This is a genomic window from Paraburkholderia sp. CNPSo 3274, assembly GCF_024206475.1.
Classification (GTDB): Bacteria; Pseudomonadota; Gammaproteobacteria; order Burkholderiales; family Burkholderiaceae; genus Paraburkholderia.
The window spans coordinates 41,990-57,056 of record NZ_JAMBPR010000045.1 but is presented as its reverse complement, the minus strand read 5'-3'; the positions used below and the strand labels follow the sequence as shown (position 1 = coordinate 57,056).

Annotated in this window: 14 protein-coding genes; 9 read left to right on the top strand and 5 right to left on the bottom strand. The window is 65.4% G+C overall.

Going from position 1 to position 15,067, the window contains the following annotated elements:
* Window positions 1-26: 26 nt before the first annotated feature.
* From ahcY to M3I54_RS27410, 9 genes are all read left to right on the top strand, one after another.
* Entirely contained in the window at window positions 27-1,445 is a 1,419-nt protein-coding gene (gene ahcY, locus M3I54_RS27450; RefSeq protein ID WP_254341806.1) for an adenosylhomocysteinase, read from the top strand.
* Between the two features lie 162 nt (window positions 1,446-1,607).
* Entirely contained in the window at window positions 1,608-1,961 is a 354-nt protein-coding gene (locus M3I54_RS27445) for a phage holin family protein (RefSeq protein WP_254341805.1), read from the top strand.
* 52 nt (window positions 1,962-2,013) lie between these two features.
* Window positions 2,014-2,844, top strand: coding sequence for a methylenetetrahydrofolate reductase [NAD(P)H] (gene metF / locus M3I54_RS27440; protein ID WP_254341804.1), 831 nt, complete (start codon window positions 2,014-2,016; stop codon window positions 2,842-2,844).
* 334 nt (window positions 2,845-3,178) lie between these two features.
* Entirely contained in the window at window positions 3,179-4,813 is a 1,635-nt protein-coding gene (locus tag M3I54_RS27435) for an ABC transporter substrate-binding protein (protein WP_254341803.1), read from the top strand.
* A gap of 129 nt (window positions 4,814-4,942) precedes the next feature.
* Window positions 4,943-5,956, top strand: a complete 1,014-nt coding sequence (locus M3I54_RS27430) for an ABC transporter permease subunit (protein ID WP_254341802.1) — start codon at window positions 4,943-4,945, stop codon at window positions 5,954-5,956.
* A gap of 54 nt (window positions 5,957-6,010) precedes the next feature.
* A complete protein-coding gene (locus M3I54_RS27425) occupies window positions 6,011-6,928 on the top strand; it encodes an ABC transporter permease subunit (RefSeq protein ID WP_254341821.1) in 918 nt (305 codons plus the stop codon).
* 1 nt (window position 6,929) lies between these two features.
* Window positions 6,930-7,937, top strand: a complete 1,008-nt coding sequence (locus M3I54_RS27420; RefSeq protein WP_254341801.1) for an ABC transporter ATP-binding protein — start codon at window positions 6,930-6,932, stop codon at window positions 7,935-7,937.
* A complete protein-coding gene (locus M3I54_RS27415; protein WP_254341800.1) occupies window positions 7,934-8,959 on the top strand; it encodes a peptide ABC transporter ATP-binding protein in 1,026 nt (341 codons plus the stop codon). The genes M3I54_RS27420 and M3I54_RS27415 overlap by 4 nt, the downstream gene beginning before the upstream one ends.
* Before the next feature lie 130 nt (window positions 8,960-9,089).
* The gene (locus M3I54_RS27410) at window positions 9,090-10,262 is read left to right on the top strand and encodes a TraB/GumN family protein (protein ID WP_254341799.1); all 1,173 of its coding nucleotides are present in this window, start codon (window positions 9,090-9,092) and stop codon (window positions 10,260-10,262) included.
* A 157-nt stretch (window positions 10,263-10,419) separates the two neighbouring features.
* On the opposite strand, the gene M3I54_RS27405 is transcribed toward M3I54_RS27410, so the two are convergent.
* From M3I54_RS27405 to pxpB, 5 genes are all read right to left on the bottom strand, one after another.
* Window positions 10,420-11,373: a DUF979 domain-containing protein gene (locus M3I54_RS27405; protein ID WP_254341798.1), complete on the bottom strand. Its 954-nt coding sequence runs from the start codon at window positions 11,371-11,373 to the stop codon at window positions 10,420-10,422.
* Window positions 11,370-12,119, bottom strand: a complete 750-nt coding sequence (locus tag M3I54_RS27400) for a DUF969 domain-containing protein (protein ID WP_254341797.1) — start codon at window positions 12,117-12,119, stop codon at window positions 11,370-11,372. The genes M3I54_RS27405 and M3I54_RS27400 overlap by 4 nt, the downstream gene beginning before the upstream one ends.
* A gap of 219 nt (window positions 12,120-12,338) precedes the next feature.
* Entirely contained in the window at window positions 12,339-13,094 is a 756-nt protein-coding gene (pxpA, locus tag M3I54_RS27395) for a 5-oxoprolinase subunit PxpA (RefSeq protein ID WP_254341796.1), read from the bottom strand.
* Between the two features lie 44 nt (window positions 13,095-13,138).
* Complete coding sequence (locus tag M3I54_RS27390; protein ID WP_254341795.1) at window positions 13,139-14,206, bottom strand: biotin-dependent carboxyltransferase family protein; 1,068 nt, start codon at window positions 14,204-14,206, stop codon at window positions 13,139-13,141.
* Window positions 14,203-14,862, bottom strand: a complete 660-nt coding sequence (gene pxpB, locus M3I54_RS27385; RefSeq protein ID WP_254341794.1) for a 5-oxoprolinase subunit PxpB — start codon at window positions 14,860-14,862, stop codon at window positions 14,203-14,205. The genes M3I54_RS27390 and pxpB overlap by 4 nt, the downstream gene beginning before the upstream one ends.
* Window positions 14,863-15,067 lie beyond the last annotated feature (205 nt).

The window sequence follows — 15,067 nt, the reverse complement described above, 5'->3', positions numbered from 1 at the left end:
TAGTCACTTTTAGAAAGGAGGGCGTGATGAACGCCGCAGTTCCGCAAGATCAAGCCAAAGATTTCATCGTCGCCGATATGTCGCTTGCCGCCTGGGGCCGCAAGGAACTCAACATCGCCGAAACCGAAATGCCGGGCCTCGTGCAGACCCGCGAAGAGTACAAGGCGCAGCAGCCGCTCAAGGGCGCGCGCATCGCGGGCTCGCTGCACATGACGATCCAGACGGGCGTGCTGATCGAGACGCTGACGGCGCTCGGCGCCGACGTCCGCTGGGCCTCGTGCAACATTTTCTCGACGCAAGACCACGCCGCTGCCGCGATCGCGCAGGGCGGCGTGCCGGTGTTCGCGTTCAAGGGCGAATCGCTCGACGAATACTGGGAGTTCTCGCACCGCATCTTCGAATGGCCGAACGGCGAATTCGCCAACATGATCCTCGACGACGGCGGCGATGCCACGCTGCTGCTGATCCTCGGCTCGAAGGCTGAAAAGGACCGCTCGGTCATCGCCAAGCCCACGAACGAAGAGGAAGTGGCGCTCTACAAGTCGATCGCCGCGCACCTCGACGTCGATCCGCAGTGGTACTCGAAGCGCCTTGCGCACATCCAGGGCGTGACCGAGGAAACCACGACGGGCGTCCACCGCCTGTACCAGATGGAGAAGGAAGGGCGTCTGCCGTTCCCGGCGATCAACGTCAACGATTCGGTCACGAAGTCGAAGTTCGACAACCTGTACGGCTGCCGCGAGTCGCTCGTGGACGGCATCAAGCGCGCGACCGACGTGATGATCGCGGGCAAGATCGCCGTGGTCGCAGGTTACGGCGACGTGGGCAAGGGTTGCGCGCAGTCGCTGCGTGGCCTCGGCGCCACGGTGTGGGTCACGGAAATCGATCCGATCTGCGCGCTGCAGGCGGCGATGGAAGGCTACCGTGTCGTGACGATGGAATACGCCGCCGACAAGGCCGACATCTTCGTGACGGCCACCGGCAACTACCACGTGCTGAACCACGATCACCTGAAGGCGATGCGCCACAACGCCATCGTCTGCAACATCGGCCACTTCGACTCGGAAATCGACGTTGCGTCGACGCGCCAGTACCAGTGGGACAACATCAAGCCGCAAGTCGACCACATCATCTTCCCGGACGGCAAGCGCGTGATCCTGCTGGCCGAAGGCCGCCTCGTGAATCTGGGCTGCGCCACGGGCCACCCGTCGTTCGTGATGTCGAACTCGTTCACGAACCAGACGCTCGCGCAGATCGAACTGTTCACGCAGGGCAAAAAGTACGAGAACAAGGTGTACGTGCTGCCGAAGCACCTCGACGAAAAGGTCGCACGCCTGCACCTCGCGCGCATCGGCGCGAACCTGACTGTGCTGTCGGACGACCAGGCTTCGTACATCGGCGTCGACAAGAACGGTCCGTTCAAGCCGAACCACTATCGCTACTAAGCCGATACAACGCGATACAAAACGGGCTGCGGTTTTAAGCCCGTTTTAAGCGGTCAAGCGGATGCTGACCCCAATCCCCGCGCGCGCAGCGTGTGGGGATTGCGGGCGGCATCCGCCGCTGGCACCTGGCGATACAAAAGCAACGACGCAAAAGGAGTCCTTATGACCGTGCTGCTGACCTGGCTGATCAACGCGCTCGCGCTCCTGATCATCACCTGGCTCGTTCCGTCGATCCATATCCGCAGTTTCGGCACCGCGCTCATCGTCGCGATCGTGCTCGGCCTCATCAACGCCGTGCTGCGCCCGCTGCTGATCGTGCTCACGCTGCCTGTGACCATTCTCACGCTCGGCCTTTTCATCCTCGTGGTGAACGCGCTGTGCTTCTGGCTGGCGGCGTCACTCCTCAAGGGCTTCGAGGTGTCGGGCTTCTGGTCGGCATTTTTCGGCTCGATCCTGTACAGCATCGTGTCGTGGCTGCTTTCGGCGCTGATTTTTGGCAACCGCAGCCTCGTCTGACGCGGGCCCGGGCCACTCACATTCGCGGGCCGGCCTCACTGGCCTCATCAACATGAAACCGATCGAACTCTCATTCGAATTCTTCCCGCCGAAGACGCCGGACGGCGTGGAAAAGCTGCGCGCCACGCGCGCCCAGCTCGCCACGCTCAAGCCGAAGTTCGTCTCGGTGACGTTCGGCGCGGGCGGCTCGACGCAACAGGGCACGCTCGACACCGTCGTCGATATCGCGAAGGAAGGCGTCGAAGCGGCGCCGCACCTCTCGTGCATCGGCTCTTCGAAAGAGAGCCTGCGCGCGATTCTCGGCGAGTACCGCTCGCGCGGCATCCGCCACATCGTGGCGCTGCGCGGCGACCTGCCCTCGGGCATGGGCGCGATGGGCGAGCTGCGCTACGCGTCGGAGCTCGTCGCGTTCATCCGCGAGGAAACCGGCGACGCGTTCCACATCGAAGTGGCCGCGTATCCCGAGTACCACCCGCAGGCGCGTTCGCCGCGCCACGACCTCGAAGCGTTCGCGCAAAAGGTGAAAGCGGGCGCCAATTCGGCGATCACGCAGTACTTCTTCAACGCGGATGCGTATTTCCGCTTTGTCGACGACGCGAAGAAGCTGGGCGTGGATATTCCCATCGTGCCTGGCATCATGCCGATCACGAACTACTCGCAGCTCATGCGCTTTTCGGAAATGTGCGGCGCCGAAGTGCCGCGCTGGGTCGCGAAGCGCCTGGAAAGCTTTGGCGACGATCGCGAGTCGATTCGGGCGTTCGGGCTCGACGTGGTGACCAACCTGTGCCGCCGTCTCGTCGAGGCGGGCGTGCCGGGCATCCACTTCTACACGCTCAATGCGGCGCAGGCCACCAAGGCCGTTTGCGAGCGGCTCGGGTTCTAGGGCGCCCACGCTCGACTCGGCAAGCGACAATCAACCGCGCGGTTCCCGGACTCCCGGGCCGCGCGGTTTTCTTTTGGGTAGAGCGATCCGCGTGACGTGCGTCAGGCGCTCAGGCCCGCCCTGGAGCGTGCGTCAATTCGGCGCGCTATTGTCGTGTTCAGGCGCAATAAAAAAGGGGCAAAGCTACGTTGCACCGCACCATGGGGCAACAAGCGATCCTGTCAACCCGGCGTTTTCCACAGGCGACGGGACTTTTGGCTTGCTTGTGACTGCGGCACGTGCTCAAGTAAGATCGCGCTACGCTGGCGCAAGCTGGCATTGAACTGGAGGAAACATGAAAGAAAACAAACTGTTGCGTGCTGCCCGATTGACGTCTCTCGTGGCGCTCGCAGCGGCATCGATTGGTGGAGCCCCGCTCGCGCACGCCGCGCAAAGCATTCCGAACAAGACGCTCGTCTACTGCTCGGAAGGCAGTCCCGCCGGCTTCGACCCCGCCCAATACACCACGGGCGTCGACTTTACCGCGAACACGTTTACCGTCTACAACCGCCTCGTCGAATTCGAGCGCGGCGGTACCAAGGTCGAACCGGGTCTCGCAGAGTCGTGGGATGTTTCCGCAGACGGCAAGAGCTACACGTTCCATCTGCGCCATGGCGTGAAGTTCCAGACCACCTCGTTCTTCAAGCCCTCGCGCGAATTCAACGCCGACGACGTCGTGTTCACGTTCGATCGCATGCTCGACGCGAACAACGCGTTCCGCAAAGCGTACCCGGTGTCGTTCCCGTATTTCACGGACATGGGGCTCGACAAGCTGATCGCGAAGGTCGAAAAGGTCGATCCGTACACGGTCAAGTTCACGCTGAACGAGCCGAACGCGCCGTTCATCCAGAACATGGCGATGGAATTCGCCTCGATTCTCTCGGCTGAATACGCGGATCAACTGATGAAGGCCGGCAAGGCCGCCGACATCAACCAGTTCCCGGTCGGCACGGGTCCGTTCATCTTCAAGAGCTACACGAAGGACGCAACCATCCGTTTCGACGGCAATCCTGACTACTGGAAGCCGGGCGCCGTGAAGCTTTCCAAGCTGATCTTCTCGATCACGCCGGACGCCAGCGTGCGCGTGCAGAAGATCAAGCGCGACGAATGCCAGGTGATGAGCTATCCGCGTCCCGCCGACATCGCGCCGCTGAAGGCCGAGGCGAACATCGCGATGCCGTCGCAGCCGGGCTTCAACCTGGGCTATCTGTCGTACAACGTCACGCACAAGCCGCTCGACAACGCGGACGTGCGCCACGCGCTCGACATGGCGATCAACAAGAAGGCGATCATCGACTCGGTGTACCAGGGCGCGGGCCAGCTCGCAACCAACCCGATGCCGCCGACGCAGTGGTCCTACGTCAAGAACCTGCCGGCCAACGCGTACGACCCGGCGAAGGCCAAGGCGCTGCTCGCCAAGGCTGGCTTGTCGAACGGTTTCGAGATCACGCTGTGGGCCATGCCCGTGCAGCGCGCCTACAACCCGAACGCCCGTCTGATGGCCGAAATGATCCAGGCCGACTGGGCCAAGGTCGGCGTGAAGGCGAAGATCGTCACGTATGAGTGGGGCGAGTACATCAAGCGTGCGCACGCGGGCGAGGACGACTCGATGCTGATCGGCTGGACGGGCGACAACGGCGACCCCGACAACTGGCTCGGCACGCTGCTCGGCTGCGAGGCCGTGAACGGCAACAACTTCGGCAAGTGGTGCTACAAGCCGTTCGACGAGCTGGTCCAGAAGGGCCGTCAGACGTCGGACGTTGCGCAGCGCACGAAGTTCTACCAGCAGGCGCAGCAGATCTTCGCGCAGCAACTGCCGTTCTCGCCGATCGCTCACTCGACCGTCTATCAGCCGGTCAGCAAGAAGGTGATCGACATGCGCATCGAACCGCTCGGCTACGCGCGCTTCGACGGCGTGGGCATGCAGTAAGGATAATCGGGTAAGACTTTCCGCTCGGTCCGCACATCAGCCAGGACCGGCGGAAAATGGTCCGGCGACCGGGGTCACGAGCCCCTGTCGCCGGTTGCGTTTCATTTCAAGCTTTTGGGGGAACACCACATGTTCCGCTTCGTATTGCGCCGCATCGGCATGGTCATACCCACGTTCATCGGTATCACCATTCTGGCGTTCGCACTCATCCACCTGATTCCGGGCGACCCCATCGAAGTGATGATGGGCGAGCGCGGCGTCGATCCGCAAATGCACGCCGAGGCGATGCACCGCTTAGGGCTCGACGAGCCCCTGCCGATGCAGTATGTGCACTACGTCTGGCACGCCGTGCACGGCAATCTCGGCACCTCGATCATCACCAACACGAGCGTGATGGGCGAGTTTCTCGCGCGCTTTCCCGCCACCGTCGAGCTTTCGATCTGCGCGCTCATTTTCGCGCTCGCGATCGGCTTGCCCGCTGGCGTGATCGCGGCACTCAGGCGCGGCACCGTCGTCGATCACGGCGTCATGGGCACCGCGCTCACCGGCTACTCCATGCCGATCTTCTGGTGGGGGCTCATCCTCATCATGGTGTTCTCGTCGAAGCTCGGCTGGACGCCTGTGTCGGGCCGCATCGCGGTGGAATTCGACATTCCTCACGTGACCGGCTTCATGCTGATCGACTCGCTCCTGCCCGGCACCGACGAAGGCGCGTTCAGGTCGGTTCTGAGCCACCTGATCCTGCCGGCCATCGTGCTCGGCACGATTCCGCTCGCCGTGGTCGCGCGCATGACGCGCTCTTCCATGCTCGAAGTGCTGCGCGAGGACTACATCCGCACCGCGCGCGCCAAGGGTCTTTCGCCCTTGCGCGTGATCGTCGTGCATGCGCTGCGCAACGCGCTCATTCCCGTGGTGACCGTGATCGGTCTGCAGGTCGGCACGCTGCTCGCGGGCGCGGTGCTCACCGAAACGTTGTTCTCCTGGCCGGGCATCGGCAAATGGCTGATCGACGCGATCAGCCGGCGCGACTACCCGGTGGTGCAAGGCGGCATTCTCATGATCGCGACGCTCGTGATCGTCGTGAACCTGTTCGTCGATCTGCTGTACGGCGTGCTCAACCCGCGCATTCGACATACGAGGTAAGCGAGCCATGAAAATGCGAACCCCACAACACATCATTCAACACCAGGAGGCATGATGGCTGACATTCAGAACACCGTGCCTCGCGCCGTCACGCCGCCTTCGGGCCGCGCACTCGTGCTGCGCGAATTCTGGGCGAACTTCTCGCGCAACAAGGGCGCCGTCGGCGCCGGCGTGATCGTGCTGCTGCTCGTCTTCCTCGCGATCTTCGCGCCGTTGGTCGCACCGCACAGCCCCATCGAGCAATATCGCGACTACGTGAAGATTCCGCCCGCGTGGCTCGACGGCGGCAACTGGAAGTTCATCCTCGGCACCGACGAAGCGGGCCGCGACATCCTCTCGCGTCTCATGTACGGCGCGCGGCTTTCGCTGTGGATCGGCTGCGTCTCGGTCGTGCTCGCGCTGATTCCGGGCATCGTGCTCGGGCTCGTGGCCGCGTTCTTCGAGAAGTGGGCCGATACGCCCATCATGCGTCTCATGGACGTGCTGCTCGCGCTGCCCTCGCTCTTGCTCGCGGTCGCCGTGGTCGCGATCATCGGTCCGGGCCTCACGAACACCATGCTCGCGATCGCGATCGTGGCGCTGCCCGGTTACGTGCGTCTCACGCGCGGTTCGGCCTTGGGCGAACTGCACAAGGAGTACGTGACCGCTTCACGCGTGGCCGGTGCCGGCACGCTGCGCCTGATGTTCTCGCAGGTGCTGCCCAACTGTACGGCTCCGCTCATCGTGCAGGCGACGCTCGGCTTTAGCTCGGCGATTCTCGACGCCGCCGCGCTCGGCTTCCTCGGCCTGGGCGTTCAGCCGCCGCGTGCAGAGTGGGGCGCGATGCTCGCCTCGGCGCGCGACTACATCGACAGCGCATGGTGGATCGTCACGATGCCGGGTCTGTCCATCCTCATTTCGGTCCTCGCGATCAACCTGCTCGGCGACGGGCTGCGCGACGCGCTCGATCCCAAGCTCAAGCGGATGGCCTGACATGACTCAAGACCTTTTGACTATCCGCAATCTGGCGGTGAACTTCAACGGCCTGCCCGCCGTTGACCGGGTGAATCTGTCGGTCGCGCCTGGCGAAGTGCTCGGCATCGTCGGCGAATCGGGCTCGGGCAAGAGCGTGACGATGATGGCGCTGATGGGCCTCATCGACGCCCCCGGCAAGGTGAGCGCCGATTCGATCACGTTCGACGGCCGCGATCTTCTCAATGCCACTGGCAAGGAGCGCCGCCGCATCGTGGGCAAGGACATCGCCATGGTGTTCCAGGACGCGCTCACGAGCCTGAACCCGAGCTACACCATCGGTTATCAGATCAAGGAAGTGCTCAAGCTGCACGAAGGTCTGCGCGGCTCGGCGCTCAACACGCGCGCGCTGGAACTGCTCGACCAGGTGGGCATTCCCGACGCGAAGAACCGTATCGACAACTTCCCGCACCAGATGTCGGGCGGCATGAACCAGCGCGTGATGATCGCGATGGCCGTGGCCTGCAACCCGAAGCTGCTGATCGCCGACGAGCCCACCACGGCGCTCGACGTGACGATCCAGGCGCAGATCATGGAGTTGCTCGTGCGTCTGCAGAAGGACCGCGGCATGGCGCTCGTGCTGATCTCTCACGATCTGGCCGTGGTTTCCGAAGTCGCGCAACGCGTGGCCGTGATGTACGCGGGCGAGATCATCGAAACGAACCGCGTGCCGGACATCTTTTCGCGTCCGCATCATCCATACACGGAAGCGCTGCTCGCCGCGATTCCCGAGCACAACAAGGGGGCGATGCGTCTTGCCGCGCTGCCCGGCATGGTGCCCGGCCGCGACGACCGGCCGAGCGGCTGTCTCTTCGCGCCGCGCTGCAAGTACGTGGTGGACGACTGCATGAAGGCGCGGCCTGCGCTCGACGCGGTGACCGATGAGAGCGGCGATGCGCAAGTGCGCTGCATCAAGCCGCTGAACGCAGCGGTGAACCTGACTAACCTGACCAAAGGAGGCGCGCGATGAACGCAGTCCAGCAACACGCGGCTCATGAGGACGATAAGGTTCTCGTCGCGGAAAACCTCAAAAAGCATTACTCCGTCAAGCGCGGCATGTTCGGCACGGGCACCGTGAAGGCGCTCAATGGCGTGTCGTTCTCGCTCACGCGCGGGCGCACGCTCGCCGTGGTGGGCGAGTCCGGCTGCGGCAAATCGACGCTAGCGCGCCAGCTCACGATGATCGAGCCGCCCACCGCGGGCAAGCTCACCATCGACGGCGAGGACGTTGCGCACGCAAACGCGGCGAAGATCGCCGCGCTGCGCCGCCGCGTGCAGATGGTGTTCCAGAACCCGTTCGCCTCGCTCAATCCGCGCAAGACCGTGGAGCAGACCCTCGGCGAGCCGCTCGCCATCAACACGCGGCTCACGGCGAGCGAGCGCGCTGACCGCATCGCGCACATGATGCGCATCGTCGGCCTGCGGCCCGAGCACGCCAAGCGCTATCCGCACATGTTTTCGGGCGGCCAGCGCCAGCGCGTGGCGATCGCGCGCGCCATGATTCTCGACCCGCAGATCGTCGTGGCCGACGAGCCGGTTTCCGCGCTCGACGTCTCGATCCAGGCTCAGATTCTCAATCTGTTCATGGACTTGCAGGAGCAGTTCCGCACGAGCTACGTGTTCATTTCGCACAACCTGGCCGTGGTCGAGCACATTGCCGACGACGTGATGGTGATGTATCTGGGCGGCGTGGCGGAACTGGGCGACAAGCACACGGTGATCTCGCGGCCGCGCCATCCGTACACCCGCTCGCTGCTTTCGGCCACGCCCGCGATCTTCGAAGCGGACCGCCGCGTGAAGATCAAGCTCGAGGGCGAATTGCCTTCGCCGCTCAACCCGCCGTCTGGTTGCACGTTCCATCAACGTTGTCCATACGCGGTCGATCGGTGTCGTAAGGAAGTGCCTGCACTTCGCGAAGTGGACGGCCGTCAGGTATCCTGCCATCGTGCAGAGGAGGTGGGGGAAGAGGATGGGCGGCCCATGCCGGCCTGAAGCGACGGCGGCGCGTCGTTTTATTGCTACGCGCCGCCAGTCGATGGGCGGCCGTCGTGCCGCCTTTTTCACTGTTTTTTCCAACGTTTTCTCCGCCGTTCTTTCAATCATTCCGGCTGCCGCTTTTGCCATGGTGGCCGGGCTGTGTACGGCTGTTCGTGTGACATTCGGTGTGGCTTTTCGCGTGGCATTCGCTGTGGCGTTCCGTGCGGCGTTGAAGACGGCGTCGATCGATGCGGTGCGCGTGGCGCTCACGCTGGCGCTTGCGATCGGCTTTCTCGCAGGCGCGCCGGGCTCGGCGTTCGCTGGCGGTGCCGTCGCCAACACGCCCGGGTTGCACCCGGCCGTGCCCATGCCGCCCGGTTCCGCTCGCGGCGCGAACGGCGGTATTCCCGGCTTTCACGCCGCGCCGGCCGTGCCGAGCTACGCATCGGGCACGACGGCTGGCGGCCCGGTGCGCACCCAGCCTGCGCGCATGCCGTTCTATGTCGCCACGCGCGGCAATCTCACGATCTATCTGCTCGGCACGCTCCATGTGGGCGACCCCGCCGACTACCCGCCCGGCCAGCCGTTTCGCCCGCAGATTCTCGCGGCGCTCGCCGCGTCGCCCATTCTCGCGCTCGAACTTTCCCCCGACGATCTGCTCGTTTCCCAGGACGACGTCTCGAAATATGGCGTGTGCAAGCGGCCCTGCCTGCCGGGCCTCCTGCCCGATCCGCTCTGGCAGAAGCTTGAAGCGCGCATGCGCGGCAATCCGGAAGCGCTCGCCGAGATCCGCAAGATGCGGCCGTGGCTCGCCTCGCTGCTCGTGGAAACCTACGATTCGCTGAGCGCCGGCCTGCAGACCGAGTACGGCACCGAGGCGCAGTTGCAGAACGTGTTCCTGCGCTGGAAGGGCCGCCGCATTGTCGGGCTGGAGACGCTCGCCGAGCAGATGCGCGCCTTCACGAACCTGAGCCTCGCGCAACAGCGCGAAATGCTCGCGCAGGACCTCGCGCAGACGCCCGCGCAAAACGTGTCCGACGTGCAGACGCTCCTGCACCTATGGCGCGTGGGCGACGCCGACGCGATCTCCGCGTGGGAATCGGCGCGCACCGAAAAGCTCTCTCACGACGCGCGCGTGGCGGCGTCGGTCGATAACCGCATCGTCTACGAGCGCAACCGGCGTTTCGTCTCGCGCATGCAGCAGTACGTGGCGCCCAACAAGCCGCTCTTCGTGGCCGTGGGCGCGCTGCACCTGGGCGGCCCGAGAGGCGTGCTCCAGCTGCTGCGCCAGCGTGGGTTCAACGTCGATCCGGGTTGAGCCGGGTTGAGCCGGGTTGAGCCGGGTTGGGTCGGGTTGGGTCGGGTTGGGTCTTTACGCTCGATCAGGAGCGCAGCCATTCAGCGACGCTCTCGCGGCCTGAAAGCAAAAAAGCCGGCTTTCGCCGGCTTTTTTGCAACCGCGCGCGTACGAGTCGTCAAAACCCGAACACATTCAGCAGCACGATATTCGCCGCGAGTACGCCCAGCGCCGTGGGCACCTGCACGCGTATCACCGCGTTCTTGTCGGGCAGTTCAAGCAGCGCGGCGGGCACCATGTTGAAGTTTGCGGCCATCGGCGTCATGAGCGTCCCGCAATAGCCCGAGAACATGCCGATGGCGGCCATCATCGCCGGATTGACGTGGAACACGCCCACCAGCACCGGCACGCCCACGCCGCCCGTCATCACCGGAAACGCGGCGAAGCCGTTGCCCATGATGATTGTGAAGAGCGCCATGCCCACGCAATAGACCACGACGGCAACGAAGCGCACGTCCATGTTGATGTACGACGTCGTCACGTGCGCAACGGCCTTGCCCACGCCGGCGTCCGAGAACACGAGGCCGAGCATGCCGAGCATTTGCGGCAGGACGGCGGCCCACGAAAGCGCATCGACGAGGCGGCGCGTCTCCTTCATCGACTGGCCGACGCTGTCGCGCGTGATGATGCAGGCAATGACGAGCGCGATCACGCAGCCAATGCCGAAGCCGATCAGCGTGACGTTCTTCGGGTCGATGAACGGCTTGCCGCCGAACACGAGATGGCTTGCCGCGAGCGTGAGCACGACGGTGACGACGGGAATGGTGAGCGCCGGCACGAAGAGCTTGTTGCCCAGACGCTTCGCGTTGGCGAGACGCGTTTCGAGCGCAAGCACCTTGGGCTTTGCGGCCGTCACGCCGCCGAGACCCGCGATCAGCGCCATGGCGAGCACGAGCACACCTACGACTTCGGCGGGCAGCAGGTCGCCGACGAGAAAGATGAGCGCGTAGAGCAGCCAGAAGCCGCCCGCCGTGAAGCGGCGCGGATGCTCGCGGTCCATCACGATCATGCCGCCGACGATGAGCAGCACGATGCCGAGCAGCCAGAAGAGCCAGTTGAGGGTGAGCGTCATGCTTCGTCTCCCTGTGCACGGTCTGCAGCCGCAGCCTTGACGTCGGTCGCGCCGCGCGGGCCGCCCAGTTCGCGTTCGAGCTTGCGATCGAGCAGCCAGAGCCGCGCGCCGTGAATCAGAAACGCGCAGATCGCCGTGGGAATACCCCAAAACGCCACATGGATCGGCTCCACCGAAACGCCCGCTTCCTTGAGCAGCGTGACCATCAGCACGATCGCGCCGAACGCGACGAAGATGTCCTCGCCGAAGAAGAGGCCCACGTTGTCGGTCGCGGCCGAGTAGGCGCGCAGCTTGTAGCGCACGGCGTCGGAGAGCTTGCCGAAGCGGTTTTCAGTGGCGCCTTCGGCCATCGGCGCGATGAGCGGCCGCACCATCTGCGGATGGCCGCCCAGGCCCGTCAAGCCGACGGCGGCGGTCAGCTCGCGCACGAGCAGATAGACGATGAGCAGACGCCCGGCGGTGGCCGCCTTGATGCTGCCGATCCAGATCTGCGCGCGCTCACGCAGGCCGTGGCGCTCCAGCAGCCCGATCACGGCGAGCGGCAACAGGATGATGAGCGGAATGTTGCGGGTCTTGATGAAGCCGGTGCCGATGGCGGCGAGAATCTTCGCCACCGGAAAGCCCCCGGCGAAACCGGTGACGACGGCCGCCGCGGCGACGATCAGCATCGGATTGAAGCGTAACAGGAAGCCGGCGATGATGACGGCCACGCCGATCAGCGGCCATAAGTTGACGGTGCTCTGCATGTGGATCTCCAAACGTATTGGCTTGTCGTTGATTGCCGCGGGTAGCGGCATTGACTTCGCGGCTCTGATGGCCGTTCGTGCAACTACGAACCTGCTGGGTACAACTACGCTTGGCAAGCTTGCGCTGCCGAGAGATTGCCAGGCGATTACCTTCGGTGATACGGCTCGAGCGGCGCGCGGCGCATGCCGCGCGCTTTGCTGCATGGAAGCTCGCGTGCGTCAGACTTCGCCGGCCCCCGCCGCGCGCACGCCGATGCCTGCGTCGTCGAGCGCCGTGCGGATGCGCCGCGCGAACGCGAGCGCGTGCGGGCCGTCGCCGTGCAGGCAAATGGTCTGCGCGTTGAGCGGCACCCAGGCGCCGTTCACGGCCTGCACGCGCCGCTCGCGGATCATCGCGAGCGTGCGCGCGAGCACGGTGTCTTCGTCGTCGAGCAGCGCGCCCGGCTCGCTGCGCGGCACGAGCGAGCCGTCCGCGCGATAGCCGCGGTCGGCGAACACTTCCTCGATGGCCACGAGCCCCGCTTCGCGCGCGGCCGTCACGAGGCCGCTGCCCGCGAGCGCGAAGACCGTCACGGACGGATCGAAGTCGTGCACGGCGGAGACGATTGCCTCGGCGATCTGCGGGTCACGCGCGGCCTGGTTGTAGAGCGCGCCGTGCGGCTTCACGTGGGCGATGCGTCCGCCTTCGGCCTGGGCGATCGCGGAAAGCGCGCCAAGCTGATAAAGCACGCCCGCGTAGATTTCCTCGGGCGGCAGGTTCATCTCCTTGCGGCCGAAGTTCTCGGGGTCGTTGAAGCTCGGATGCGCGCCGATCGACACGCCTTTTTCCACGGCCCAGCGCACGCATTCGCGCATGGCATTGGCGCCGCCCGCGTGCCAGCCGCACGCAATGTTGGCGGAGCTCACGAGGTCGAGCAGCGCCTCGTCGGAGCCGCAGCCTTCGCCGAGATCGGCGTTCAGATCGATGGTGGTCATGGTGTGTTCCTCTTACTGCTCGTGTTACCGATGGTGCTTGAAAATCACGCGCTCGCAGCCGCGGTCGCGCGGCGGCTCGCAAGGCGCTCGTCGTGCATGGCGATCGCGGCGTCGATCTGCCGCAAATACGCCCGTTCCTCTTCCAGCGCCGCGCGCGCGGCGGCCGGCGTCGCTTCCACGAAACGCACGCCACCGGTCAGCCGCACCTGGGCGAGCTTCCACCAGTCGGCGCGAATCACGGAGCCGATCTTCGGGTAGCCGCCGGTGGTCTGCGCGTCGGCCATCAGCACGATGGGCTGGCCGCTCGGCGGCACCTGGATCGTGCCGGGCAGCACGGCATGCGAGAGCAGATCCGCGCTGTTCGTGCGCGCGAGCGGCGTGCCCGTGAGCCGGAAGCCCATGCGGTTGCTGTTGGGGGTGATCTGCCATTCATCGGACCAGAGCGCGCGCTGCGCCTCGGGTGTGAAGCTGTCGTACTCGGGGCCGCGCAGCACGCGCACGGGCACGGCCCACGCCATGCCGTCCGGATGGCGTCCGCGCCGGTGATGCGGGTCGTCCGCCAACGCGAAGTTGCACCACACGGGCGCCTTCACGCCGAAGGCCGGCGCGCCCGGGTCGAGCGCGGCGCGCTCGCGGCCCGGCGCGAACGAGGCGCCGGTGGCGAGACGGTCGCCGTCTTTGAGCGCGCGGCCCGCGAGGCCGCCGAAGCCCGCCGCGAGGTCGGTGCTGCGCGAGCCGAGCATGGGCAGCACGTCGATGCCGCCGGCCACGCACACATAGGCGCGCATGCCACGCTTCGCGCCGTTGAGCACGAGTTCCTCGCCGGCCGCCACGGGCAGGCTCCACCACGACCAGACCGGGCGGCCGCCGAGGGTCGCGCCGAAGTCCGTGCCGGTAATGGCAACGCGCGTGGCGCGCGCGAAACGCAGCGCGACGGGGCCGAAGGTGATTTCCACGCCAGCGGCGTCGGGCCGGTTGCCGACGAGGCGGTTGCCCACTTCGAGCGCGAGCGTATCGAGCGCGCCGCCGGTTGCGACGCCCAGATGCCGGTAGCCGGGGCGGCCGAGATCCTGGACCGTGGTGAGCAGGCCCGCGCGAAGTACTTCGATCATGCGTGGAGCTCCGCGATGGTGAAACGCACGCGGTCGCCTGGCATGAGGAGCGAAGGCGGATTGCGCGAAGGGTCGAACAGCTTCGCGGCGGTGCGGCCGATCAGTTGCCAGCCGCCTGGCGAGGCGGCCGGATAAATGCCCGTCTGCTCCCCGCCGATGCCCACCGATCCGGCGGGGACGGCAAGGCGCGGCTCACGGCGCCGCGGCGTGTGCAGCGCGGGTTCGAGACCGCCGAGATAGGCGAAGCCGGGTTGAAAGCCGAGGAAGAACACCGTGTAGACGGCCGCCGCATGGCGCGCGGCGACGTCGGCGGCAGCGAGCGCGCAGTGCTGCGCGACCGCTTCGAGATCGGGGCCGTCTTCGCCGCCATAGATCACGGGTATCTCGACGTCGCGGCCTGCCGCGCTCGCGTCTTCGGCGTCGCGCCATGCGTCCCGAAGCGCGCCGGCGAGTGCCGCGGCGTCGGCCGAGAGCGGATCGAAGGTGATCGTCAGGTTGTTCATGCCGGGCACCACTTCGCGCACCGGCGCCCAGCCGCGCGCGAGCGCGGCGACGGCCCAGACGCGGCGCTGGACCTCGAGCGTGGCGGGCGGCGGCGCTTCGCAGACGAGCGCTTCGTCACCGAGAGGAAAAATGCGAGGGTCAGAATTCGGCATGTTGAATCGATCAGGGGGCGGTTTCGACCGGTCGAAAATCGGCGCACGGGGACGGCCGGTGCCGTTCCTTCCTAGCGTACATTGTCGATAAATTATCTACAATTTATCAATAAGCGTTTTCGCCAGGCGCACTGAAAACACACTGCAATTACACTCACGCCACGCCGTTTTGCCTTTTAGACCACCGACTACCGGGTTATCTGTC